Annotated in this window: 23 protein-coding genes, 1 other RNA gene and 1 pseudogene; 12 read left to right on the top strand and 13 right to left on the bottom strand. The window is 38.0% G+C overall.

What is annotated here, in order from left to right; genetic code table 11:
• Window position 1: 1 nt before the first annotated feature.
• Window positions 2–1,102, bottom strand: coding sequence for a lactonase family protein (locus CRT24_RS19605; RefSeq protein ID WP_099372780.1), 1,101 nt, complete (start codon window positions 1,100–1,102; stop codon window positions 2–4).
• 172 nt (window positions 1,103–1,274) lie between these two features.
• Here CRT24_RS19605 and CRT24_RS19600 point away from each other — a divergent pair, with 172 nt between their 5' ends.
• Window positions 1,275–2,663: a peptidylprolyl isomerase gene (locus CRT24_RS19600; RefSeq protein WP_099372779.1), complete on the top strand. Its 1,389-nt coding sequence runs from the start codon at window positions 1,275–1,277 to the stop codon at window positions 2,661–2,663.
• Window positions 2,664–2,738: 75 nt separating this feature from the next.
• On the opposite strand, the gene CRT24_RS19595 is transcribed toward CRT24_RS19600, so the two are convergent.
• The 8 genes from CRT24_RS19595 to tgt all read right to left on the bottom strand — a co-directional run bounded on the left by CRT24_RS19595 (window position 2,739) and on the right by tgt (window position 14,998).
• Entirely contained in the window at window positions 2,739–3,599 is an 861-nt protein-coding gene (locus CRT24_RS19595) for a DUF4440 domain-containing protein (RefSeq protein WP_099372778.1), read from the bottom strand.
• 23 nt (window positions 3,600–3,622) lie between these two features.
• Window positions 3,623–5,089, bottom strand: a complete 1,467-nt coding sequence (gene cysS / locus CRT24_RS19590; protein ID WP_099372777.1) for a cysteine--tRNA ligase — start codon at window positions 5,087–5,089, stop codon at window positions 3,623–3,625.
• 17 nt (window positions 5,090–5,106) lie between these two features.
• On the bottom strand, window positions 5,107–6,408 hold the full coding sequence (gene der / locus CRT24_RS19585) for a ribosome biogenesis GTPase Der (RefSeq protein WP_099372776.1): 1,302 nt from the start codon (window positions 6,406–6,408) through the stop codon (window positions 5,107–5,109).
• Between the two features lie 601 nt (window positions 6,409–7,009).
• Window positions 7,010–8,641: a RagB/SusD family nutrient uptake outer membrane protein gene (locus CRT24_RS19580; RefSeq protein WP_099372775.1), complete on the bottom strand. Its 1,632-nt coding sequence runs from the start codon at window positions 8,639–8,641 to the stop codon at window positions 7,010–7,012.
• Window positions 8,642–8,653: 12 nt separating this feature from the next.
• Complete coding sequence (locus CRT24_RS19575; protein ID WP_099372774.1) at window positions 8,654–11,689, bottom strand: SusC/RagA family TonB-linked outer membrane protein; 3,036 nt, start codon at window positions 11,687–11,689, stop codon at window positions 8,654–8,656.
• Between the two features lie 186 nt (window positions 11,690–11,875).
• On the bottom strand, window positions 11,876–12,754 hold the full coding sequence (locus CRT24_RS19570) for a DMT family transporter (RefSeq protein WP_099372773.1): 879 nt from the start codon (window positions 12,752–12,754) through the stop codon (window positions 11,876–11,878).
• A gap of 12 nt (window positions 12,755–12,766) precedes the next feature.
• Window positions 12,767–13,849 (bottom strand): LptF/LptG family permease, encoded by a 1,083-nt coding sequence (locus CRT24_RS19565; RefSeq protein ID WP_099372814.1) that lies wholly within the window; start codon window positions 13,847–13,849, stop codon window positions 12,767–12,769.
• Between the two features lie 18 nt (window positions 13,850–13,867).
• Window positions 13,868–14,998: a tRNA guanosine(34) transglycosylase Tgt gene (tgt, locus tag CRT24_RS19560; RefSeq protein ID WP_099372772.1), complete on the bottom strand. Its 1,131-nt coding sequence runs from the start codon at window positions 14,996–14,998 to the stop codon at window positions 13,868–13,870.
• A gap of 128 nt (window positions 14,999–15,126) precedes the next feature.
• Between tgt and CRT24_RS19555 the strand changes: the two genes are divergently transcribed.
• Together CRT24_RS19555 and rsmG are read left to right on the top strand one after the other, a co-directional pair.
• Window positions 15,127–16,269, top strand: a complete 1,143-nt coding sequence (locus CRT24_RS19555) for a glycosyltransferase (RefSeq protein WP_257214104.1) — start codon at window positions 15,127–15,129, stop codon at window positions 16,267–16,269.
• A 23-nt stretch (window positions 16,270–16,292) separates the two neighbouring features.
• Window positions 16,293–16,928 carry a 16S rRNA (guanine(527)-N(7))-methyltransferase RsmG gene (gene rsmG, locus CRT24_RS19550; RefSeq protein WP_099372771.1) on the top strand — a complete coding sequence of 212 codons (636 nt, stop codon included), beginning with the start codon at window positions 16,293–16,295 and terminating at the stop codon, window positions 16,926–16,928.
• A gap of 109 nt (window positions 16,929–17,037) precedes the next feature.
• Here the strand turns inward: rsmG and CRT24_RS19545 are convergent, their stop codons facing one another.
• Complete coding sequence (locus tag CRT24_RS19545; protein ID WP_099372770.1) at window positions 17,038–17,271, bottom strand: hypothetical protein; 234 nt, start codon at window positions 17,269–17,271, stop codon at window positions 17,038–17,040.
• Between the two features lie 93 nt (window positions 17,272–17,364).
• Between CRT24_RS19545 and dprA the strand changes: the two are divergent.
• From dprA to CRT24_RS19515, 7 genes and pseudogenes are all read left to right on the top strand, one after another.
• A pseudogene (gene dprA, locus CRT24_RS21345) lies at window positions 17,365–18,131 on the top strand (DNA-processing protein DprA); the annotation flags it as partial.
• Window positions 18,132–18,215: 84 nt separating this feature from the next.
• Window positions 18,216–18,464 (top strand): hypothetical protein, encoded by a 249-nt coding sequence (locus CRT24_RS21460; protein ID WP_373604709.1) that lies wholly within the window; start codon window positions 18,216–18,218, stop codon window positions 18,462–18,464.
• Window positions 18,465–18,479: 15 nt separating this feature from the next.
• On the top strand, window positions 18,480–20,012 hold the full coding sequence (locus CRT24_RS19535) for an MFS transporter (RefSeq protein WP_099372769.1): 1,533 nt from the start codon (window positions 18,480–18,482) through the stop codon (window positions 20,010–20,012).
• Between the two features lies 1 nt (window position 20,013).
• Window positions 20,014–20,241 carry a DUF6814 family protein gene (locus tag CRT24_RS19530; RefSeq protein WP_099372768.1) on the top strand — a complete coding sequence of 76 codons (228 nt, stop codon included), beginning with the start codon at window positions 20,014–20,016 and terminating at the stop codon, window positions 20,239–20,241.
• Window positions 20,242–20,322: 81 nt separating this feature from the next.
• Window positions 20,323–20,420: signal recognition particle sRNA small type (gene ffs, locus CRT24_RS19525), an RNA gene on the top strand.
• Window positions 20,421–20,523: 103 nt separating this feature from the next.
• The gene (gene accD, locus CRT24_RS19520) at window positions 20,524–21,366 is read left to right on the top strand and encodes an acetyl-CoA carboxylase, carboxyltransferase subunit beta (protein WP_099372767.1); all 843 of its coding nucleotides are present in this window, start codon (window positions 20,524–20,526) and stop codon (window positions 21,364–21,366) included.
• Between the two features lie 128 nt (window positions 21,367–21,494).
• Window positions 21,495–22,895: a sialate O-acetylesterase gene (locus CRT24_RS19515; RefSeq protein WP_257214103.1), complete on the top strand. Its 1,401-nt coding sequence runs from the start codon at window positions 21,495–21,497 to the stop codon at window positions 22,893–22,895.
• A gap of 458 nt (window positions 22,896–23,353) precedes the next feature.
• Here CRT24_RS19515 and CRT24_RS19510 read toward each other — a convergent pair whose 3' ends face one another.
• Window positions 23,354–23,710, bottom strand: a complete 357-nt coding sequence (locus CRT24_RS19510) for a hypothetical protein (protein WP_099372766.1) — start codon at window positions 23,708–23,710, stop codon at window positions 23,354–23,356.
• Between the two features lie 105 nt (window positions 23,711–23,815).
• On the opposite strand from CRT24_RS19510, the gene CRT24_RS19505 reads away from it, so the two are divergent.
• Entirely contained in the window at window positions 23,816–24,151 is a 336-nt protein-coding gene (locus CRT24_RS19505; protein ID WP_093100690.1) for a MerR family transcriptional regulator, read from the top strand.
• On the opposite strand, the gene CRT24_RS19500 is transcribed toward CRT24_RS19505, so the two are convergent.
• Complete coding sequence (locus CRT24_RS19500; protein WP_099372765.1) at window positions 24,146–24,643, bottom strand: metallophosphoesterase; 498 nt, start codon at window positions 24,641–24,643, stop codon at window positions 24,146–24,148. The genes CRT24_RS19505 and CRT24_RS19500 overlap by 6 nt on opposite strands.
• A gap of 1 nt (window position 24,644) precedes the next feature.
• Entirely contained in the window at window positions 24,645–25,349 is a 705-nt protein-coding gene (locus tag CRT24_RS19495) for a tRNA1(Val) (adenine(37)-N6)-methyltransferase (protein ID WP_180269174.1), read from the bottom strand.
• 127 nt (window positions 25,350–25,476) lie between these two features.
• Between CRT24_RS19495 and CRT24_RS19490 the strand changes: the two genes are divergently transcribed.
• Complete coding sequence (locus CRT24_RS19490; protein ID WP_099372763.1) at window positions 25,477–25,872, top strand: hypothetical protein; 396 nt, start codon at window positions 25,477–25,479, stop codon at window positions 25,870–25,872.
• Window positions 25,873–25,881: the final 9 nt, after the last annotated feature.

Genomic DNA, 25,881 nt, shown 5'->3' with positions numbered 1-25,881 from the left:
ATCAAAACAAGATACAAACTGGTGTAAAGGCTTTAATCCGTTTTCCTGAATCACTTAGCAAACCCGATTTTTTATCTCTATGGAATAAAACAATTTCATCTGTCAATTGATTGGCAACCAATACAAAACGCTCATCAGGACTGAAATTGAAATTTCTAGGACCTTTCCCAAAAACAGAACTTACCTGAATTTGCTTCAGCGTACCATTCTTAGCTACAGAAAATACCGTTATTGTATTAGCATCAACCCGGTCTGTAGAATAAAGGAATTTTCCATCAGATGAGAGCTTCAGGTCAGCCGCTCCACTCTTGCCATCAAAGCCTGCTGTTCGCATGGATATTACTTGTTGTGATTTCCAACCCTTCCCAACCTTCTTGAACACCTCAATATCCCCTGTCATTTCAAGTAAGGAGTATAAATACTTCCCATTCGTATGAAAAGCTATATGCCTTGGCCCTCCACCTAATTTGCTGGTTAATGTATTTACCTCTTTAAACTGAAGTTTCCCATCCTTATCCTTCACAACATCCAAGACATAGATTTTATCAGCACCTAGATCTGATACATATAAAAGTTTATCAGGCCCGATGAAAGTTGAATGAATATGTGATGCCTCTTGGCGTTTCTTGTCAACGCTAGAACCATTATATGTCTTCGTATCTTCTTTTGATAATATTTCGCCATTATCTGCTAGGGAAAACAAATCCAATGCGCCACCTAGATAATTGGATGCCACAGCAAATTTTCTTTCCTTATCCATCACAATATGACAAGGTGCAGATCCTCCAGTTCCCACTTTATTGATGAATTTCAATCCATTATCAGTGATCGCAAAGGAAGAAATAGATTGATTGCCATCAGTAAGCTCGTTTGCAGCTATCAAAAATCTACTGCTCCGGTCAATGAATGAAGGACTCGGAGTTTCTGTTTCTCTGATGAGTTTCGCATCCCCAGTTTGAGTATCAAACTCAAATTCATAAATCCCCTTACTACCCTTATCTGAAGTATAGGTCCCAACATAAAGAGGGATTTTTGTCCCTTGAGCGGATAATAATGTGACAGTCATGGTCAAGATGGAAATAAATAATAAGCGTGTGATCATCTGTTAAATATGGTTAAATAGCCTTAAGTTTACTGCTGTTTAAGTATTTTAGCCCGAATATCTTAGTTTAGGCTAAGTATTAATTCAATTATTACATTATAAAAGTAGAAAAAAGGCATAATATTTAATAATTTTGCCTTCGGACTTAAGATTAAGAGTGACGACAGACAGCATGAAAAACTTTTCAAGTTTACTTCTATTAATATTATTAGCTTGTACATTCCAAGCTAAATCTCAAGAAAAATTAATTGACCGCGTAGTTGCGACAGTAGGATCAGGAATTATCCTGCAATCCGACGTTGATATGCAGTATTCGCAGTATCTAGCAAATGGTGGTACACCAAGCGACGACTTTAAATGTACGGCCTTGCAACAACTTATCATGACCAAATTGCTATCTCAACAAGCAGCAATAGACTCTATTGAGGTTTCAGAAGCTGAGGTTGATGATCAATTGAATGCTCGTATGCGCGAAATGACCCGCCGCGCGGGTGGTAAAGAAAGATTGGAAGGATTCCTAAAACGGTCATTGTTACAATACAAGGAAGAAATGAGACCTGTATTATCTGAACAAATGAGAGCGGAGAAATTCCAAAATACTATTATTAGTAAAATAACAGTTACTCCTCAAGAGGTTAAAAAATATTTTGAAGGACTAGACCAAGACAGTCTTCCTGCATTCAATACAGAGGTTGAAATTGGTGAAATCGTTATTTTCCCTGAATTGACAAAAGAAGAAAAAAGCGTCTTCAGAACAAAAGCTGAAGGATACCGCCAACAAGTACTGAACGGTACTGACTTTGGTACTGTAGCTCGTTTTTATTCTGAAGATCCAGGGTCAGCAAATCAAGGTGGAGAATTAGGATTCGCACCTCGTGAGAATTATGTAAAAGAATTCTCGGCAATGGCTTTCCGTTTAAAAGCAGGTGAAATCTCCCCAGTATTCGAAACAGAATACGGATTCCACTTCCTTCAAGTTTTAGAACGTAGAGGCGAAGAAGTGAATGCAAGACATATACTTGTAACAACAAAGCCTACACAGGCAAGCTTAGACCGCATCAAAGGAAAAATAGATTCCATTTATGATAAAGTGAATGACAAAAAAATGTCCTTCAGTAGCGCAGCGACCATGTACTCAGACAACAAAGAAACTAAGTTCAATGGTGGAATGGTAATAAACCCACAATCTGCTTCAAGATCAACTTTAATTCCTGTAGACCTTTTGGAGAAAGAAGTATTTATGGCAATTGACACCTTGAAAGAAGGTGGAGTTTCAAAACCTTATCAATTCCAAGACCCTAGAAGTGGTAAATCTGGATACAAATTCACCTATCTTAAAACGCGTATCCCTCCGCATAAAGCTAGTCTAGAACAAGATTTTGCTAAAATTCAGGAAGCCGCTCAAGAAGATAAAACTAGAAGAAGCTTAAGCGAATGGTTTGAGAAAAAGACTAAGAATACATTCGTTCATATAAACAGTGAGTTTGCTACTTGTGATGAACTGCAAATGTGGATGACCCCAGAAACAAATAATATTGCTTCTACTAAAGATGAAGAATAAATAAAGAAATTATATCAACATAAAAAGAGAGCCGATCAAATTGATCGGCTCTCTTTTTATATGTTAGATTCTATCTTATCTCTCAAACATCATTTCCAGAATTACTTTCCATTGGAACTCATCTGTCAATTGCCAAATTCTGATATAATTAAACTTAACAACTTTGTCTTTTGTACCTACAGTCGCAGTTCCTGAAGTATAGGCAAATTCTCCACTGTACGAACGCCCCACATCATTGGGATCCGTATCGATTTCAATTCTTTCTTTCTTTAAGAAAGCCAAAATATTGTCACGCCCTTCAATTTCATTCTGCCAAGGAAAATAGAACCTCGCATCATCTGCCATAAACTCAGTATACCCAGTCTTGGTATCTGCCTTTAGAATGGTAGAGAAAAGCTCATCTGTCTGCAACACCACTTCTTCACGTTGCTCTAAACGCTTTACAGAACGATGTTTCAGATAGTTTTTGTCATCAGGTTCGTAATATTCTAATGGACTAGCTTTCTTCTTGCCATAATTCTCTACCTCGGCACGAAGGTGGGCTCTCCAATTTCCTTTACGATCTCTCTTCCAAATGGTAAGGTACTGACCATAACGCTTGATAGAACCCATCTTCTGGAACTCGATCGGACCAGATGTCACTCCCCAATTCAAACTCCTGGAAACCAATGCAAAATTAGGATTCCATGAAAGCCTATCAGGAAGGTTAGGTCTATTTGCTAAATAATTTGATGCATTTACGGGTGATGGAACAAGGAAAGTAGTCTCCTTGTCAATAATATACTTGAGCCCAGCAAGTGGACTTTCATTTTTAGAAAGGTTTGCAGCTGTCCTATCAACCGAAAGAAGCCCCCCTACCTTCTCAGGAAGTTGGGCAAAACTCGATAACGAAATCAGCGTGGCGGCCAATAGAGTTAAGCCTTTTTTATAAATCATTTTTGTAAATTTTACCTTACTAATCAAATCTTATTCCAAAGTGTTCCATCCTTGCTGTCTTTCAGTTGAATACCAACAGCAGTAAGATGTTCACGGATACGATCCGACGTCACGAAATCTTTGTTTTTCTTCGCTTCATTACGCAAATTAATGATGATTTGCATTAAATCATCCATATTGTCGGTATCTCCAACTTGATCATCTTTAAGACCTAAGATATCATATACAAAGGCACTCAAATAATCTTTAAGCTCATTTAAATCACCTTCAGTAATAGTTTGCTTACCATCATAAATAGAATTGATGATCCTCACAACCTCAAATAACTCAGCAATTAATACCGGACTATTGAAATCATCGTCCATTGCTGCGTAACTGCGTTTTTTGATTTCTTCTAAATTTCCAAAATTGGATTTTGGAGTTGTAACAATTTTATCTAAAAGGCCAATAGCAGCCATTAATCGTTTATAACCTTTGTCCGCTGCCTCTAATGCTTCATTTGAAAAATCCAAGGTGCTTCTATAATGCGCCTGCAACATAAAGAATCGAACAGCCATTGGTGAATAACCGCGATTTAACAGCTTATGGTTCCCAGTGAACAATTCACCTGGTAGAAAACCATTGCCGGCAGACTTCGACATCCTAGCGCCATTGACAGTCAACATATTCGTATGCATCCAATACTTTGCAGGGCTTGTATGATTACAAGCTTCAGATTGAGCAATTTCATTGGTGTGGTGTGTAGCTGCAAGGTCCATACCGCCACCATGGATATCAAACTGATCTCCTAAGTACTTCCTGCTCATCGCTGAACACTCAATATGCCAACCCGGAAAACCAACACCCCAAGGCGATGGCCATCTCATGATATGCTCTGGCTTTGCCTTGATCCATAAAGCAAAGTCCAATCGACCCCTTTTCTCATCCTGACCACCAAGCTCACGCGTGTTGTTCAACATATCCTCAAGGTTCCTATTCGTCAAAATAGTATAGTTATATTCCTTAACATATTTCTCTACGTCAAAATAAACTGTACCATTCACCTCATAGGCAAATCCGTTGTCGATAATCTGTTGAACCATTTCAATCTGCTCAGAAATATGGCCTGTAGCCGTTGGTTCAATACTTGGAGGAATTGTATTAAACATCCGCAAAACGTCATGGAAACCAATCGTATACTTCTGAACGATTTCCATGGGTTCCAATTGCTCCAACTTCGCCTTTTTCGCAAATTTATCATCACCCTCATCATTATCACCCTCCAAATGGCCGGCATCAGTAATATTGCGAACATAACGAACCTTATATCCTAAATGAACCAGATATCTGAAAATCAAATCGAAGGAAACAAAAGTTCTACAGTTCCCCAAGTGAACATCACTGTAAACAGTAGGCCCACATACATACATCCCAACCATATTCGGATGTATAGGCACAAACTTCTCTTTCTTACGCGTAAGGGTATTATATAATACTAAATTATGCTCCATGCGAAAATTGAAACTAATTATTTTTGTCTAAAGAATATTTGAATTGGAACTCCTGAGAAATCAAAGTGCTCACGAAGTTTGTTTTCAATGAATCGTTTATAAGGATCCTTGATATATTGTGGTAGATTACAGAAAAATGCAAACATAGGTGACCTTCCTGGTAATTGAGTCACATATTTGATCTTAATGAATTTTCCTTTAGTTGCTGGAGGCGGATATTTTTCAATGATGTCCAACATCACATCATTCAATTTTGAAGTCGGTATTTTTTTGGTTTTATTCTCATAAACCTCCATCGCCGTTTCAATAGCCTTGAAAATACGTTGCTTTTCAGTAACAGAAGTGAAAATAATAGGAACATCCGTAAATGGTGCTATCTTGTTCTTAATATTTTGTTCAAACTCTTTAGCCGTTTTATGGTCTTTCTCTACCGTATCCCACTTGTTAACCAAGATTAAAATGCCTTTTTTATTCTTTTCAGCTAAATGGAAAATATTAATGTCCTGAGCTTCGATGCCATCTTTTGCATCAATCATCAAGATCACAACATCGGAATCCTCCAATGCTTTTATCGTACGCATTACAGAATAAAACTCAATGTCCTCATTGACTTTAGACTTTCTACGTAATCCAGCAGTATCTACCAACAGAAACTCATGACCAAACTGATTATAGTGAATCCGAATTGAATCACGTGTAGTTCCTGCTATTGGAGTAACAATATTTCTTTCCTTACCCAACAATGCATTGGTCAAGGATGACTTGCCAACATTAGGCCGACCAACGATCGTGAATTTTGGCAATTCAGATTCTTCTTCCTCTTCATTTTCAAAATTCTCAACCACTGCATCCAATAATTCTCCAGTGCCTGAGCCTGTCATCGAGGAAATATTAAAAACCTCGCCTAGACCTAAAGCATAGAATTCTGCTGAATCATGAGTCTGCTTTGCACTGTCTACTTTATTTGAGACAACATAAACAGGTTTTTTACTGCGTCTCAAGAGATCCGCAATTTCATCATCCAAATCAGTTATGCCGGTTGTCACATCGACAACAAATAAGATGGCAGAAGCCTCTTCAATAGCAATCAATACTTGATCACGGATTGCTGCTTCAAACACATCATCTGAACCGTGAACAAATCCACCCGTATCAATAACGGTGAACTTCTTGCCAATCCATTCTGCTTGACCATAATGTCTATCACGAGTAACACCGCTAAAGTCATCAACAATAGCTTTCCTACTTTCAGTCAAACGGTTATATAAAGTGGATTTACCAACATTGGGTCTTCCAACAATTGCTACGATATTTGCCATATTTCTATTTAATCGTTACCTCACGGCAACGTTTTCAGGTATCATGTAAAGGTACAAAGTTACGGAATTATAGCACATCTTGCGTGAGAAATCGCAAATTGACAAGGAGTTCTGAAAAATAAAAATAGGCCATCCTTAATAAGGATGACCTAAAAATAGTTTTGAAAATTAACAGTTAGAAATTTTATTTAATATATAAGTCTAGAATCCTTAAAGAAGTCAGACTTAAATTATAATCTCCACAAAGACTTTTGACTTTCTTCTAATAATTCTGAAAGATAGAAAAATTATTCCTAAAACTTAAATAATTCGATGAGGAATTTTTAACTGATTTTCGCAAACAATCACCAAAAGAACCAAAAAAAGGATATTTTTTGTAAAATAAAGAAAGCTCAATAACCAGAGATTATAATTGCATCTCCCAACTGTTCGCTCCAGATAATAAATATAGATTTAAGGGATAAATTTGCTATCTAAAGGATTAAACACCAAAATATCCATTTTATGCACATCTTTTATTATAAAGACAAAATTAGTCCAATTAATAAATTCAAAAAAAGGCGGAGTAAAATCCCCGCCTTTATGTAAAACTTATTTTAGATTATGGATTTTGCTTCAAAATTCCATTTGACAGTACGATTTGTTGCTCTGGAATAAACTCAATCGCTTGATTGCTTTTTGGATCAATACTCAAAATTGGGCTGCTGCCAGCAGTATGAGTACCAGGATACTTTCTATCCATTACTTTAGCATTCCTGAAAACATCAAATTTTCTGTGACCTTCCCAGGCTAACTCCAATTGTCGCTCTTGCATGACTACATCTAAAGCCGTCTTTCCACCTAAATTTGCAGCAGTCCAAAGCCCTGCTGATGGAATACCTGCTCTTTGCCGGATAACATTCACATCCTTCAACGCCTCAGTTACATTCCCAGTTTTGGCATGTGCTTCTGCGCGTATCAAGTAAATTTCTGCTAGTCGAGAAATAACTGGAGACCATAAATGTGCTTGACCTTCTTGTCCAGAACATTTAATCACATAATATTTAAGATAACCATTTCTATTAGCCAATTTCCTGTCGATCAGGACAGATCTTTTCTTCCCGGCAATATTGATGTAATATTGGAACGCGCCAGCACCGTTTGATTCTTTGATCAGAGTTTTGCTTGTACCTCCTTCTGTATAGCTGTAATCACTGCCCGACTGCGTCACAATAACACTTGCGTACTTATAATCATCAGTAACATAGTACGCATGCAATTCATTAGCATTTTCAACTACAGGAAGAATCATCTTATAGCGAACATCAGAAGGATACTTACGCACCTCTTCCAAATATGGCCTTGAAGCATACATTTCACCCCAACCAGAACCTTGGAAATTCGCATACATAGACCCGATGGTATACCAACCATCGTCTTTATAGTCAATGTCTTTAACAAATTTGATTGCGAAAATGCTCTCTTTGTTATCCTCTGGAATGGCAACTGATAATTTGTTGTATTCTGAACCAGCCAAAAGCGAAAACTTTCCAGATTCTATAACTTTGTTGGCATACTGAAGAGCCTTTTGATTGTCGCCTTTGTACAGATAAAGTCTTGCCAACAATGCTTGTGCTGCATAAACATTCCCATAGACATTGCTTTTATATTCTTTGAACAAGCTTTCTGCTTTTAATAAATCAGCCTCTACCTGATCATAAACTTCTTTAACCGTATTACGTGGAAGAATCTCAAATGGATCATCGCTTAATTTAATCGGCACGGCCAATGAAGCTGGATCTTGAGTATAAGGCTTTCCAAATACATTTGCCAAATAAAAGTACATCATACTTCGCAAGTATAAGTTCTCAGCGATCATTTGGTCACTTGCATCACTTTCTCCTTCTTTTAATTTTTGAAGCAATAAGTTTGTGCCGGCAATAACTCTATATGAATTTTCCCAATAACTATTAACACGGCTATTATTTACAACCCTTTTATAATTATAATTGTAGAAAAGGTTGTCCGAAGTTGTTCCGCTTAAAGACACGTTGTCTCCAGGATATTCTGTTACCCTGTGCCAATTCTCTACCCATCCTTTTAAGGTGTGGTAATTTCCTAAGTGAAGGGCTTCTATTGCTCCTTCAGTTTTATCCACTGACTCATTCGTCAATGAGTCGTATGGTTCCTTATCCAATGAACATGAGGACATCAATACCCCAACAATTCCAAATGATAATAATATTTTCTTCATCGCTTAATCTCCTTAAAATGTTAGGTTTAGTCCAAATATCAAACGCTTTGGCGCAGGGTATTGTGAGGTAGCATCTCCACCACCTGCTTTGTCTGCAGAGTTATCATTCCCCAAAATCGCTGCCTCAGGATCTAGACCTGAAAACTTCGTCGAAGTCCATAGATTGTCCCCTGAAACATAAACATTCAATCCTTTCAGCTTCAATCGGTTCACTAAATTCTCAGAAAACGTATATCCTAAAGTCACATTTCTCAAACGCAAGAAATTAGTACTTTCCAAATACCTAGATGATACTTTATTTGAAAGACTGGTATTGTTATACTCTGCTCTAGGATGTGTTGCATTCGGATTTTCTGGAGACCATCTTGACCATCCATCCATGAAAATCAATTGATTATACGAAGCATAAGCCCCGTCTGAATCAAACCATTCCCTAGCAGTATTATAAGTCATACCTCCATTTTGATAGGCAAAACTTGCATTTAAATTAAATCCTTTATAGGACATCGCGGAATTGAACCCCCCTTGGAATTTTGGCGTAGCTGCTCCAACAAACTGTAAAGCAGCATCATTGTAATTGGAGGTCAAAGTTACCTCTCCGGTCTCAGGGTCTATTGCTTCCCATTGTGGATCCCCATTCTCTGGATTTACTCCAGCCCATTTACGCATGTACCATGATTCAACATCATGACCTACAGAAAAACGTTGATTCCCCTTTGGAATATCTTGATCTTCGTTTAAAGAAGTTATACGATTGTTATTATGAGCAACATTAAAACCTAGATCCCATTGAAATGGACTTTCAGGGCCAAATACGGAACCATTCAGTGCAACTTCGACCCCTTTGTTTCTTAAACCTCCAATATTCAACCAATATCCGTCCCAACCTGCTGTAGAAGGAAATTCAACATAGTACAATAACCCACTGGTGTTTTTATGATATAAATCTACTGATAGGTTAATTCTATTTAAGAATCCTAATTCAAGCCCAACATTGGCATCGTAGGATTTCTCCCAACTTACATTTGCATTTTGGAAATTTTGCTGAATCGCAGCTGGATCTCCATTATACTGTGCGTTTAAGCCATAAGTTCCATAAGAAGCATAATAATAGGTCGGAACATTCCCAACACCACCATAAGAAGCTTTTAATCTGAATAGATTAATTGCCGGAACATTGAAAAATTCCTCATTATGAATATTCCACGCACCACTCACAGAATAAAAAGCACCATATTGATTGTTCTTACCAAACCGAGAAGAACCATCCACACGGAATGAAGCCATTAAATTATATCGGTTGTCATAAGCATAGGTACCCTGCAAGATTCCTGATTGAAAGGAATAATCATTTTTTGTACCTCCAAAATTTAAAACACTGGCTGCATTACCCAAAATCTCTGACCCTGGAGCAATACCCTTTCCGGTTGCGTTTAAACTTGAATACGTATAATCGGAATATTCATATGCCGCAAAACCGGAAACCTTGTGATTCCCAAAAGTCTCATCATACTTCAACATCTGGTTAAAGAATCTTGTGATTCTTTTGTCAGAAAATTGATTTATTGTTCCCTTTTCATTTCGTCCAGCATTTGATTTTGGATCCGCATAATTCATCGTAGTTTGGTTGTAATAAGTTAGGTTATTCATCGATTCAAACGTGAAACGATCTGAAATCCGATAAGAGAAATCAAAGTTACCTTGCATGTCAAATGTTTGGCCTTTGCCATAGTTATACTGTCGATCATACAAATAGTTTCTATGATCACGACCAAACCAAACAAAATCTGCACTTTCATCTTGAGGATTCTTCACTGACCCATCTGCATTGAATGGATTATCCCAAGGCAAATTCAACATCATATCGTAAAGTGAATGCTCTTTGTTCAAATAAGTGGTATAGGAAGCATTCAATTTGGGCTTGAAAGTAATCCTATCCGTTAATTTATGATCTACATTGAAACGACCAGTTAGTCTTTCATAATCATAACCCTTTATAGATCCTTTCTCCCCATAATAATTAGCACTTGCATAAACAGAAGTCTTTTCGGTTTTGCCCATATAACTTGCCGCAAAATCGTTTACCGCACCTGCTTTTATACCATTTTCCATCCAATCATAGTTCGTCCCTAGAACCTCGTCAGTTACATTCGGGTCGATGTCTTTTTGATTAGGGAAAGTCTGATAGAAATCCCACAGTTGTTGTGAATCCATCAATTTGAAATTCCCTTGATTGAATTTGCTCACTCCTGAAGATAGATTGACGGAGAAAACACCCTCTCCTTCCCTTAAGGCACGTTTGGTTGTAACTACAATGACACCATTAGTACCTCTGGATCCATATTGAGTCGTTGCTGCTGCATCTTTCAATACAGAAATATTCTCGATATCATTCGGGTTAATGTTTGGAACTCCGTGCATGATGACTCCGTCAACAACCCAAAGGGGATTTGTGCCGGATGAAAGTGAACTTCTACCTCTAATCCGCACGTTGGCCTGTTGTCCCGGTCTACCCGTACCAACAACATCAACTCCCGAAACCTTACCTTGAAGTAAATTTGAAACATTTGGTGACTTAACGTCCTTTAATTGCTTTTGATCCAAAGAAACAATCGAAGCACTGATTTCTCCCTTTTTCTGGGTAGAATATCCCGTCACAACAACCTCATCAATGTTCTCCAAATTGGAAAATAATTCCACATTCATGGTAGGACCTGCTACTTCAATCTCCTTTGGATCATGACCAATTGCCGTAAAAACTAAGGTCTCCCCAACTTTTGCATTAATGGCAAAATCACCAGACTCATTTGTAGATGTTGCACGTGATGGATCTTCCTTTACCGTAACGGTAGCTCCTGCTAACGCGGCTCCTCCTGAACTCACTTTTCCCTTAACTTCTTCCTGTTGCGCCGTCACTCCAATGGTTTCAGATGCAAAATCGGAAGCAACCGTAAAACCACTGTTCAAGCATAAGCTAATAACCAAGCTACCAGCCAAAAAATGACGCTTCTTGAGGATGAAAAATGGACTTGAAAATCTCTTAATCATAATTAATCATTAAATAAAAAAAAGCAATATGTTAGTATCACATATCACAATCTAGATTTTGGAAGATAAATCTTTATCCAAATGATTAACAATAATTTAACGAACGAAACCGTTTGCGTAAATTACACAAACGTTTGCATAAGCAACCATTTGTAACTTGAAAATAAACTAATAATTAATGTGAAATTAAATCTTGATTTTCGTCTTCAGATAGGGATAAATAAACACTGCGGTCAAGACAATGACAGCACCAAAATAGAATCCTGTACTCATAGTTTCCTTGTGCCCAAAGATCAATAAAGCTAGTATAATCCCATATACAGGCTCCATATTAGTAGTTAGTGCAACAGTAAATGCTGATAGCTCCCGCATGACCGCAACACCTAAAACATATGCAATGGCAGTACAAACTACTCCTAATAATAAAAGGTATAATAAGTCGGATTGATTCAATACCATATGGCTATTAAAATCTCCATTAACCAGCATAACAGCTGAAACCCCAATCCATGCACCAATCATTTCATACAATGTGATGGTCGTAGGACTGTCTTTTTTGACCATTCTTGCATTTAGAATCGAAAATATGCTCGCACAGAATGCACAAGAAAGTCCAAATACTATTCCCCAGAAATATTTAAACTCGAATTTGAAAATTAGGTAAATACCAAATATTATAACAAGACCTACAATAACATCAGCAATAGAAATTCGTTTTCGGTTAATGATAGGTTCTAATATCGCTGTGAATAAAGTGACGGATGACAAGGTAACCAGCGTTACAGAAACCGTAGACACCTTAATTGCGTGAAAAAACAATACCCAGTGAAGCCCAACGATCATTCCCACTCCTAAATATTGAAAAAGCTGACCTTTAGGAACTAGTAAAGTTTTCCTTTTGAAAAGATAGAATAGAATTAAAGATACCGCAGCGATCAATACTCGATACCACACCAAATGAAGTGCAGGAATAGAAATTAATTCGCCCAAGACTCCTGTAAATCCCCAGATTAATACAGTTAGGTGCAATATCAAAATATTGCGGTTAACGGTTAGTTTTGACATGGTTTGTGTTACTTATTTAGGAGCCTTTTTCAACAAGTAGAAACTCAACAGCAAAAAGATGACGTTGGGAATCAAAACCGATATCAATGGATCCAATCCTCCCTTTATGGAGAACATGCTTGAAAATCTCTCAAGTACGATATATATACAGCTCAGTCCGATACCAATACCAAGACTCAAACCGATACCTCCCCGAACCTTTTTGGAGGAAAGGGAAACCCCAATCAAGGTTAAGATAAAAGCTGAAAATGGATTAATAATCCTTTTATACTTCTCCAGCAACAACTCATTCATCATCCCTGTACCCCGAACTTCTTCCTTGCTGATCCTTTCATTGAGCTCATCCTGATCCATAGTCGTGAAAACATTCTCATAAGACTCAAAATCCATAGGACGCATATCCAAAGTCGTATCACGTTTTTCGCCAGAAAGCATATTTTCCTTCAGGCCATTTATCTCCCTTGTTGTATAGGTATGCAAACTCCATTTATTGGCTACTGAATCCCAAGTAACACGCTCAGCCATTAGCTTCTCAACCATCTTGTCACCATCGAATTTCTCTAAACTAAAATTATACCCCACTTTAGATTTAGTATCAAATGAACCCATATAGACATAGGTATTCGAATCTACCTGCATATGGATGGATGATGAGGTCGTACTTACCTTATTCGGTTTTACATAGACGTTTTCGAAGTCTACTTTTACCTTGTTGGTATATGGAATGACATAAACATTCGAAATCAAAGTCATGGCGAATATCAACCCTGCACAGATCATATAAGGGCGGAGCATTCTGTTGAAACTCATACCACCACTTAAAATCGGAACAATCTCGGTCTGATCCGCCATCTTGGACGTGAAAAAAATCACCGCAATGAAATTGAAAAGCGGCGTAAGCATATTGATAAAGAATGGTAAACTTCCAAGTGCATAATACTCAAAGAATACTTGCGTCATGGTCGCTCCATACTTGTTGAAATCATCGATTTTCTCAGATATATCAAATATCACAATCACTACACAGAAGATAGCAACCGTGAAAACAAAAGTAGACAAGTACTTTTTCATGATATATTTATCGATAATCTTTATCATATACTTTTAAAAGAATTATAGACGTTGATCTAATACTTTAACCATTTTATTCTTCCAATCATAAAACGTACCATCCAAGATTTTCGCCCGGGCTTGTTCCATCAACCAAAGATAAAAATGTAAATTATGTAATGAAGCGATTTGTGCTCCCAAAATTTCTTGCGACTTGATAAGGTGCCTTAAATAAGCTTTTGAATGGATTTGATCGACCAAAAGGTCTGATTCAGCCTCAATAGGACTGAAATCATCTTTCCACTTCTCATTTTTGATATTGATAATACCATTTTGAGTGAAGAGCATCCCATTTCTAGCATTTCTAGTTGGCATAACACAATCAAACATGTCAATACCCAAAGCAATATTTTCTAAAAGATTAACTGGAGTACCAACACCCATTAAATACCTTGGTTTGTCATGAGGCAGGATATTGGTTACTACTTCGGTCATAGCATACATCTCCTCTGCTGGCTCTCCAACTGATAGACCACCGATCGCATTTCCTTCTCTATTAAAAGAAGCAATAGTCTCCGCAGATTTCTCACGTAGATCTTTGTAAACAGAACCCTGAACAATTGGAAACAAAGTCTGATCATAGCCATATAAAGGCTCCGTACTGTCAAACCTATCGCAACAGCGCTTCAACCAACGGTGTGTCATCTCCATCGATTTCCTAGCATACCGGTAATCACATGGATATGGTGTACATTCATCAAATGCCATGATTATATCCGCACCGATAATCCTTTGGGTATCCATTACATTTTCTGGCGTAAAGAGATGCTTCGAACCATCAATATGGGACCTGAAAGTTACTCCCTCTTCCTTAATTTTACGAACTTCAGTCAGTGAATAAACTTGATAACCACCAGAATCAGTTAAGATCGGTCTCTCCCAGTTGATAAATTTATGCAAACCACCCGCCTTATTTAAGACATCTAAACCTGGTCTTAAATATAAGTGATAGGTATTTCCTAAAATAATCTGTGCTTGGATATCGTTTACAAGTTCATGTTGATGAACCGCTTTCACAGTACCTGCAGTTCCTACAGGCATGAAAATTGGAGTTTGGATCTTCCCATGAGCGGTTTCAATCTCCCCGGCTCTTGCTTTTGAAAATTTATCTTGTGCTTGAAGCGTAAAATTCATAGTATTCCTTAATCGACCGCAAAAATACTATAAAATTCTTTGGGAATGACATATCAAACACTTAATTCGCATTTCTTAACAATTAACAAACTATTTGAACGATAACCTTTATCTTTGAGGCTAATTTTATGGGATCATTCGTCGATATGAGCTTGGATATAACTCTAATTCCCTATGGAATTCTTGTCCTTTTGCTGTTCTTTCAATTGTACTATATACTATTCGTATATGGTAAATTAGCTTTATATAAAGTAAAATCAAATCAGGAAATGGAAAACTCAAAAGAAGTATCCATTGTAATCTGCGCTCATAACGAACAGGAAAACCTTAAATCATTCCTCCCCGGAATTCTGGAACAAGATTATCCAACCTTCGAAGTTATCGTGGTAAATGATTGCTCCGAAGATGATACTAAATGGGTCCTCCAAGACTTTGCATCCAAGTATGCAAACCTTAAAATCGTAGAAATCAAGGAACATATCCAATTAAAGCATAGCAAAAAGTTTGCTTTAACAATGGGAATCAAAGCAGCTAAAAACCCATACCTCTTGATGACCGATGCAGACTGTCAACCCAATTCCAGCAATTGGTTAAAGGAAATGACCGGATCATTCAAAGAAAATAAAAAAATAGTTTTAGGTTATTCTCCTTATTTTAAGTTTCCTGGATTCTTAAACCGATTGATTAGGTTTGAGACTACCCACACTGCTATGAGCTATCTTTCTTATGCGATAAAAGGAGATGCCTATATGGGCGTCGGCAGGAATCTAGCGTATACCAAAGACCTATTTTTCACAAACAAAGGTTTTACCGACCACATGCATATCAAATCTGGTGATGATGATCTTTTTGTGAATGCAACAGCAAATAGGCATAATGTTGAAATTAACATTGCACCAGATGCTTTTGTCTATTCAGAACCAAAGACAACATGGAAAAGTTATTACAAGCAAAAAGCTCGACACTCAGGGGCATCTACGCTATATAAAGGGAGACACCAGAGGATGCTGGGAACCCAATTGATCACTGCAGCACTCTTCTACTTGGCCATTGTCGTGGCCATTGCAATTGTCCCTCAATATTGGTATATCGGAATTGCTGCTTATCTTATCCGCTTAATTTGCCAAGTCCTCATCTTTAGACCCATATACAAGAAACTTGAAGTCAGCGATTTATTGCTTTGGTTGCCAATATTGGATCTATATTACTATTTTTACATCTGTTTCAACGGATTATTCAACCGCTCGAAAAAACAGGTCTCCTGGAAATAACAACAAATTAAATTTATCAAATCGTGAATCCTACAGTCGATATTATCTATAAATACTTCCCTAAACTAACTGAAAAGCAAAAAGAACAATTTGCAAAGTTGGAGGAACTATACCCTTTATGGAATGACCAAATCAATGTGATCTCAAGAAAAGATATTGAAAGCCTTTACTTGAAACATGTTTTGCATTCTTTGGCAATAGGCAAGTTTGTAGGTGAGTTTACCCCAAAAACAAGAATTTTGGATGTCGGTACGGGCGGCGGGTTTCCAGGCATACCATTGGCTATTCTATTTCCAGAAGTACAGTTCCATTTGGTAGATTCAATAGGCAAAAAAATCAAAGTAGTTAGGGAAATAGCCGAAGCATTGGGTTTGACCAATGTAGAAGCCGACCATATCCGTGCAGAGCAATTGGATTATAAATATGATTTCGTTGTATCGAGAGCTGTAACCCGCTTAGGAGACTTTATTCCATGGGTACAGAATAAAATCGAAAGAAAAGATAAAAACGGAATTCCAAATGGAATCCTTTATCTAAAAGGAGGAGATCTAAAAGAAGAAATCAAGGAAGCTAGAGTAAAAGCAGAGCTACATCCGATTTCCCATTATTTTAAAGAAGATTTCTTCGATACCAAATATGTAATGTATATCACAATGTAATATTGCCATGCCAGACTTAATATAAAAAAGACTAAAATCCGGTGATTGAGCGGAGCCGAAATCCCGGATTTTTGATACAACCACCACTAGCGGTGATTACATTAAACCCTTACCCTTCCGTATTCTTCAATATTTCAGCTCCAATCAAATTAATTTCCTCATCCATCCCAAACAACGGCAAACCAGTTTCAGGATTTAATTTCAACCAACTTGTATCTGTATCTTTAATGATCTGAACGTATTCCTTTCCATCCTTAAAAACAGTGTAAGTATCTTTCTCATCCGGGAAAACTGAATACGTAATATCCCCTACTTCTATATCAAAAGGCTCTTGCATTTCCATAGTCTTGTGTTTTAAACAAAGGTAATCAATTAAACTTATTTGATATTGCATAAGGAAAGTCGATTCCTTATCTTTAATGCTAAGCTAACCAAAATGAATGCAATAGAAAAAATTGCTCTGACCAAAATTAAAGGGATAGGTCCAAAAACAAGTCGTTTGTTGTTGGCCTATTGCGGCAGTTTACAAGAAATCTTCCAGTCTTCAAAGAAAGAATTGTCCCAGATCCCTGGCATTCATAAAAACTCCATCGATCAATTGATTTCCAAATCATACTTAAGGGAAGCTGAATCCGAAGTGCAATATATTGAAGACAATCAAATTGACATCTTATGGTATGAAGACAGCAGTTATCCTTCGAGGTTAAAGCATTGTGAAGACGCTCCCTTGGTCTTGTATAAAAAAGGAAATTGTAACCTGAACAACCAAAAAACAGTCAGTATCGTAGGCACACGAAATGCAACATCCTATGGCAGAAGGTTGACGGAAGAACTCATCCAGCAATTGAAAGAATTAAATGTACTGGTGGTAAGCGGTTTAGCTTATGGAATAGATATTATAGCTCACAAAGCTGCCCTAAACAATCAATTGGAAACTGCAGCCGTCCTTGCCCATGGCTTGGACAGAATATATCCGTTTAACCATCATGAAATTGCAAATGAAATTACAAACCGGGGTTGTTTGCTGACAGAATATCCTTCGGGCACCAATCCAGACAAAACCAATTTCCCGATGCGCAATAGAATCGTGGCGGGCTTGGCAGACGCAACCATTGTTGTGGAGGCAGCAAAAAAGGAGGAGCATTGATAACGGCCGAAATTGCAAACAGCTACAACAGAGATGTCTGCGCATTCCCTGGCTCAACAGACCTCTACTATTCAGCAGGTTGCAATGAACTGATACGAACCAACAAAGCCCATCTCATACGACACGCAAAAGACCTGATTATGTTGATGCAATGGGAAGACGACCTGACAAAGAAAAACCAAAATCATGTTCAATTACCATTAATTTTTGATTTAAACAGTGATGAACAAAAGGTTTTTGACTATATTAAAGAATCAAAAGAGGCCAGCATAGATGATATTTCAGCTTATTGTGATTGGCCTCAGAGTAAACTTGCAATCATCCTACTGGAAATGGAAATGAATGGCATCATTCAATCCCTGCCTGGAAAAATGTATAAACAACCTTAAACCTAAACATAATTTATGCAAGAACAAGTAAGTAAAAAAGGAATTTGGAAGGTCATCGGGGCTTCCTCATTGGGTACTTTAATCGAATGGTATGACTTCTTTATCTTCGGAAGTCTGTCTATCGTTATATCTACCAAATTCTTTCCTTCAGACAATCCTACTGCTGCTTTCTTATCTACTTTGGCAACTTTCGCTGCAGGATTCGTGGTAAGACCTTTCGGAGCCCTATTCTTTGGACGATTGGGAGACCTCATCGGACGGAAATATACCTTTATGGTCACATTGATGTTAATGGGAGGGGCAACCTTTCTCATCGGCTGTATTCCCAGCTACGATAGTATTGGCTTCTTAGCTCCTTTCTTGGTCTTAATCCTCCGATTATTGCAAGGATTAGCACTTGGGGGTGAATATGGTGGCGCAGCAACCTATGTGGCCGAACACGCTCCAAAAGGTGAAAGAGGTTATTGGACTTCGTGGATACAAACTACAGCAACATTTGGACTGTTCATCTCATTAGTGGTAATATTGCTCACCAAATTCTTCTTGACGGATGCTCAATTTGATAACTGGGGATGGAGGGTTCCATTCTTACTTTCGATCCTGATGGTTTATGTATCCTACTTGATCCGCAAGAACATGGATGAATCTCCAGAGTTCAAAAAGGCAAAAGCAGAAGGCAAAACCTCTACCAACCCTTTAAAAGAAAGTTTTGGCAATAAATACAATTTAAAATTCGTCTTATTGGCTCTTTTCGGAGCTGCTATGGGACAAGGTGTGGTTTGGTATACGGGTCAATTCTATTCCATGAGCTATATGAAGACGGTTATGTTCTTGGATTCTGACCAGGCAGATATGATTTTGGGTATTGCCTTGCTTTTCGGGACGCCATTCTTTGTAATATTCGGCAAGCTTTCAGACAAAGTCGGCCGCAAATGGGTAATGTTAACGGGAATGCTGTTGGCTGTGCTGACCTATAGACCTATCTATCAGGCCATGTATGATATCGCCGATACTTCTAAAAAACAAGAGTTGGTCGAAAAGAATACTACGATCACAACTCCTTCTGAAGGAGACGATCAACATGAAACAATCACTACCACCAAATATTATTTCGACGGAACTTATACCAAGACCGAACAACAAAAGAAGATCGTTCCTAACAATGAGGTACAAACTGAAGATGCTCATCTATCAAGTAAGTTCTCAGTGTTCCTTCATGGGGCCAATTACGTGAAACTGATCGCTTTGATTTTCATCCAAATCATCTATATAACGTTGGTTTATGGACCTATTGCAGCCTTCTTGGTAGAAATATTCCCTGTCAAGATCAGATACACCTCCATGTCCCTCCCTTATCATATAGGGAATGGAATTTTCGGAGGTTTACTACCAGCGGTTTCAACCTACTTGGCCACAAATGCCAAAACTTCTGGTGATCCTACCTTTTATTTGGAGGGCTTATGGTACCCGATTATTATTTCGGCAGTCTGTTTTGTCATCGGGGCACTTTATATTAACAAAAATATGGTCGCAAAAGATTTAGATTAACATGGAAAACATCAAAAAGATATTAGGATTTGTTTGGATTGCTTTGGCATTACTTACGGCATATTTCTGCATTGCTATTTTTGGCTTGCCAAAAATTGTTTCTGGAAAACAAGAAGACGTCGTTTTTGGAATCATTATTCTTTTTATCCTCACTCCGATCATATCAATTGGTCTTGGAGTTTTCGGTTATTTCGCTCTAACGGGTGAATACAATAAGGATAAAATGTAATTTTCGGGTTGAACCTCAGCCGAATACGCCAAGAATGCAATTTTCTTTTCCAAAAGATTAAATTTTTGTTAATTTTGCCGTGGGTAAGTCCTCTACGACCAGCTCCCAATGACTCCCCCAGGTTGGGAACAAAGCAAGGGTATTTGGTTGAGCGGTGCGATAGAGGTAGCTTACCCATTTTTTATTTGCCTCTATCCAATCCTTAAATTTCCTTCATTTCGTTTTCTAATTAAACATATTAGATATTTTTCGTTTATTTGTAAACCGAATTAACATGAGTCTATGAGTTGGTTTAAAAGAAATAAGGCAGGAATACAAACTGCTACTGAAAATAAAAAAGAGGCCCCTGATGGGATGTGGAATAAATGTCCTAACTGTAAAAAACCTCTTTTGAATGTTGAACAGGTTGAAAACAAATACGTTTGCCACTACTGTGATTACCATATTCGCATTGGCTCAAATGCTTATTTCTCCATTTTATTTGACAACAACGAATACACCGAACTTTTCGCCAACCTTAAAGCCGGAGACCCTTTAAACTTTGTTGACACTAAACCATATAAGGATAGGTTATTGGACAGCCAAGCGAAAACTGGCCTCAATGATGCATTGAGATCTGCTGTAGGAAAAGTAGACGGTCAAGACCTTGTGGTAGCTTGTATGGACTTCTCGTTCATTGGGGGCTCAATGGGTTCGGTAGTAGGTGAAAAAATAGCCAGATCAATTGATTATTGTATCGAGCATAAATTGCCATTTATGTTGATCTCTAAATCTGGTGGTGCGCGTATGATGGAGGCCGCTTTCTCATTGATGCAGATGGCCAAAACTTCCGCAAAACTAGCGCTTCTTGCAGAAGCTAAACTTCCTTATATCTGTTTGTTAACAGATCCTACAACCGGAGGCGTAACTGCTTCTTATGCGATGTTGGGTGATATCAATATCGCTGAGCCTGGCGCATTGATCGGTTTCGCAGGACCACGCGTGATCAAAGAAACTATCAAAAAAGATCTTCCTAAAGGTTTCCAAACTTCAGAATTCGTCCTTGAACATGGCTTCTTGGATTTTATTGTAGACAGAAGACAATTGAAAGAAAAAGTTGCAACATTCCTAAGAATGATTAAGTAACCAATCTTAAAATATAGGTAGGGCTTGAATTTTGTTCAAGCCCTTTTTTTGTCTCAAAATTAGCCATCGCTATTTTCCTATCCGTTTTTTTATTAAATTTAGGTAACAATAAACCTAAACTAATTCTCATGAATTTAAAAAAACTGATAATTCTGGCTTTGCTAGCGGTTTTTGGTTTGCACCAAAGCCTTTATGCCCAATTAAGATTACCTAATTTCTTTTCTGATCATATGGTCCTTCAAAGGGGATCTGACATAAATTTTTGGGGCTGGGCACCTGCCAGCAGCAATATCAAAATCGTCGGGTCATGGTTTAAGGATACCGTTTCAGCAAAAACTGATGGAAACGGGGAATGGTTGGCCAAGCTTCCTGAAGGGAAGGCAGGTGGCCCTCACGAACTAAAGGTCATAGCAAACAACGAGTCCATAACCTTGACAGATATCCTCTTGGGCGATGTTTTTCTCTGCTCAGGCCAATCCAATATGGAATGGGGAGCAAACCAAAATCTGAAGGAAATAAAGGATGAAATGCCAAATGCCAACAACCCCAACATCAGACTATTACATGTCAGCCATGTAGGATCTGCAAACCCACAAGATGATATCCCTAATTCTTGGAAGAAATTGAGTGCAGAATCCCTACAACCCTTCTCAGCAATAGGATATTTCATAGCAAAGGAAATAAACAGTAAAGAAAACATTCCTATCGGAGTAATTAACAGCAGTTGGGGTGGAACACCAGCAGAGGTTTGGACTCCAAGTTACTTAATTGACAATGACCCTTTCCTTTTGCAGCGTGCAAAAGCACAAGGCGCCAACGATTGGAGACCCCACAGTCCGGGTTCGTTATGGAATGCAATGGTACACCCTTTTGCAGGCTATAACCTCACCGCAGCGTTCTGGTACCAAGGAGAAAGTAATGTTGGAACTTGGGATGGATATGATAAATTAATGCGCACCATGATCAACTCTTGGAGATCAGCTTGGAACCAAGATTTCCCATTCTACTTCGTTCAGATTGCTCCTTTCCAATACAACAACAAAGAGCCACTTGCAGCATTCCTAAGAGAACAGCAAACTCTTACCTCAATGGAACTCCCAAAAACAGGAATGGTAGTCATAACTGATCTAGTCGACAATATAAAAGACATTCATCCTATCCAAAAAATTGCAGTAGCAAAAAGACTGGCAAATCTGGCCTCCGCCGAAATTTATAATCACCCCATGAAAGATTACAAATCACCAATTTACAAATCCCAAGAAGTCAAGGGAAATACAATTGAGGTGAGTTTCAATAATCTCGATGGAAAATTAACATCAAAAGGTGATATCACGGATTTATATATCGCTGGTGAGGACAAAGAATTTAAACCGGCCACAGGAAAAATCAAAGGTGACAAACTGATCGTCGAATCTAAGGAAGTGAAAAATCCAGTTGCGGTTCGCTTTGGTTTCACTGAAATAGCGATGCCAAATCTATTTAATAGCAATGGATTGCCTGTTTCTCCATTCAGAACAGATAAGTGGTAGAAAGAAAACCGACATGGTTGGTGTCCCCACCAACCATCTTCAGCACTGCTAGCGCAAGTCTTAGCGCGATGGATTGTGAGTGGCCAGACTTGTGTTCTGCTATCGCAATATTTCGCCCTTTCGTTTTATGACTCAGCCTGCCCTTCGGTTAATGCTTGCGCTCATCCTTTCCCCAGCTTGATTTACGAATTTAATTTGCGCCTTTCCATTTCTTATGTCTTATGTCTTAGGTCTTATGTCTACTGGATACTGTCTACTTTCCTTCCACTCTCCTTCGTCTCTTGTTCGGACCTTGTTCGGACCTCGTTCGGAGCTGCTTCGGAATACATCCGAACAAGGTCCGAACGAGGTCCGAACGAAAGAGGACTGAGAGTGGAACGAGAGTGGAACAAGAGTGGAACAAGGTACCTACAAGAGTATACCAAGAACATACGAATTAAAGAGACAAACTGTTCTTTTTACCCCTTCCTTGTTACATATTTTAAGAAGCTGTAGAGTTTTCTGGTTTTTAGGTAATCGAGGTTGTTTTCATTTTCATAGGCCTCTCTTTCAAAAGAGATATTGAGGTAAGCCCTTGTGAAGTTTCTATATTGGATTAACCGGACCATAAATTCAGTCAGGTATAAAATATAAAAAGGTAATATCAGCAATTCAATTGCTTGCAGTATATGAATTCGCTCATGATTGATCAGAATCTTATTGATCTTGTCATTGTGGTATTTCAGAAAGATAAATGGGAAAATAGTGATAGCTTGTGCTTTCCCTAAAGAAAAGAACTTGGTCCAGAACTTACTTACAATAACTTTACCTCTCATCTAAAGGATAAAATTACAAAATCAGGTTTAACTTTATATCAATCATGCTTTTTTGATTTTCAAACTTAGATTGTATATTTGTTAATACACTAAATTAAAATGTTCATGCCGTATAAAGAACGAGAAATCAACAAGCTGTATTATACCATGGGGGAGGTCACTGAAATGTTCGGTGTAAATGCATCTCAAATCCGTTTCTATGAGCGTGAATTCGATATTCTTCAACCTAAGAAAAACAAAAAGGGCAATCGTTTATTCACTCAAAATGACATCGCCAACTTAAAAATCATTTTCAATTTAGTTAAGGATAAAGGATACACACTCCAAGGAGCGCGCGAATTCTTGAGGAGCAACAAAAATGAGGCTCGTGAGAATCAAAGAATCATTGAATCCCTGGAAGGATTAAAAAGCTTCCTGATCGAAGTTAGAGATAGTCTATAAGGCTCGGCTTCCTAGCTCGATTACTTCAAGATTTTCTATCTTATCAGCATTTATTTCAAAGCGCATAATTGTTTTCACCTTGTGCCAACCTTGTTTTCCCGCAGCGCCGGGATTCAGGTGCAGCAACCGTAGCTTGGGGTCATACTGTACTTTCAAGATATGGGAATGCCCCGATATAAACAACTTTGGTGGATTGTTAACAATCTCTGGTTTTACAGCGGCAGCATATCTTCCCGGATAACCTCCAATGTGGGTCATCCAAACATCAACCTGTTCACATTGAAATCTTAAGTGTTCGGGAAATTTCAATCGAATATCCTTATCATCAATATTTCCATACACACCCCTTAAAGGTTTAAAAGCTTCCAATCTTTCGATAACTTCCATCGAGCCAAAGTCTCCAACATGCCATATTTCATCACAATTCTCGAAATGCGTGAAAACTGATTCGTCAAAATAGCCGTGAGTATCTGATATTAATCCAATTTTCATGTTAAAAGGCCAAAAAATAAGGTTTTAAAATAGTCTTATAAGAGTCAGAGTGTTGAGAGCGCTCTTTATAGATGATAAAATTATCCTGTACCAGCTTAAGATTTTCCCTTCCAAAAAACAGTATGCTTCTAAACGGTTGGGAATCTGCAAATGATTGAATGTCGATTTGCTTTTGCAGGTGTAGACCGTTTGATTTTCCCTCTTCAATTAACTTATCTAACAATTCCACAGGAACAATGATTTGTAAACTGCCATGTTGTTCAAGATGGTCAGCAGCAAATTTAAACATACCTTGGAAGAATTCTACATCAGTATGTTTGGCAACTTTTCTTCTCTGATCTGGATTATGGAGCGAATTGATATAAAATGGTGGGTTGGACACGATGAGGTCAAATCTCATATCATTCTTCCATTGGAATATATCGGAGTTGATAATCGTTAGTCTTTCGCTAAAGCTTGAGTTCTCGAAGTTCTCCTTTGCTCTTTCGGATGCTTGTTTGTCGATTTCAACTGCATAAACATGGGCATTTGGAAACTTTTGTGCCATCATCAAAGCTATTACCCCTGTTCCTGTACCTATATCTAAAACGGAACTAACATTTGAATGGTCTGTCATTGCTCCCAACAAGACGCCGTCTGTATTGATTCGCATAGCACAACCCTCCTGATTTACAGAAAATTGCTTGAACTCGAAGATGTTTCCCATAATACAAAGGTAACCCATTAACTAATTTTTTATCCCGAAAATTCGGATTTCGTAAAAAAAATTAGACATCAAGATTAATCTTATTGAATTATAACAAGTCTATTCAAGTATAAAAACAGAAACGAATATGAAAAATAGAATACTTAAAATCTTCGCTTTGGTAATGGTCATCGGACTATTTTCTGCCTGTTCAAAAGAATATTATAATGATTCTTTTTTCTATCCGGATGATTTCGCTGTTGATGTGGTTAATGTTTACAGCATCAGTCCAGATGCCATCAAGGTAGACTTTGAAGTAACTAATATATCAAGCCTGGACTATATCCAAGGTCCTGATGGCAATTATTTTGTAGAATTTGGGATCAGGAGCAGTTATGGTGATGAGTTTTATGGAGAAACAAGAATTGGGACTTTGTATTCAGGAGAATATCTGCGCGCCAGTACGATCATTAGAGTCGATCCTAGGGCAGGATACAACCTCAACAATATAACTTATGATGTGTATGATGCTGATGGATACTAACCATCAGCA

This window comes from Sphingobacterium sp. 1.A.5 (assembly GCF_002734235.1).
In the GTDB taxonomy this organism is placed as follows: Bacteria; Bacteroidota; Bacteroidia; order Sphingobacteriales; family Sphingobacteriaceae; genus Sphingobacterium; species Sphingobacterium daejeonense.
Note: the sequence above shows the minus strand (reverse complement) of the source record. Positions and strands in the feature narration are given on the sequence as shown.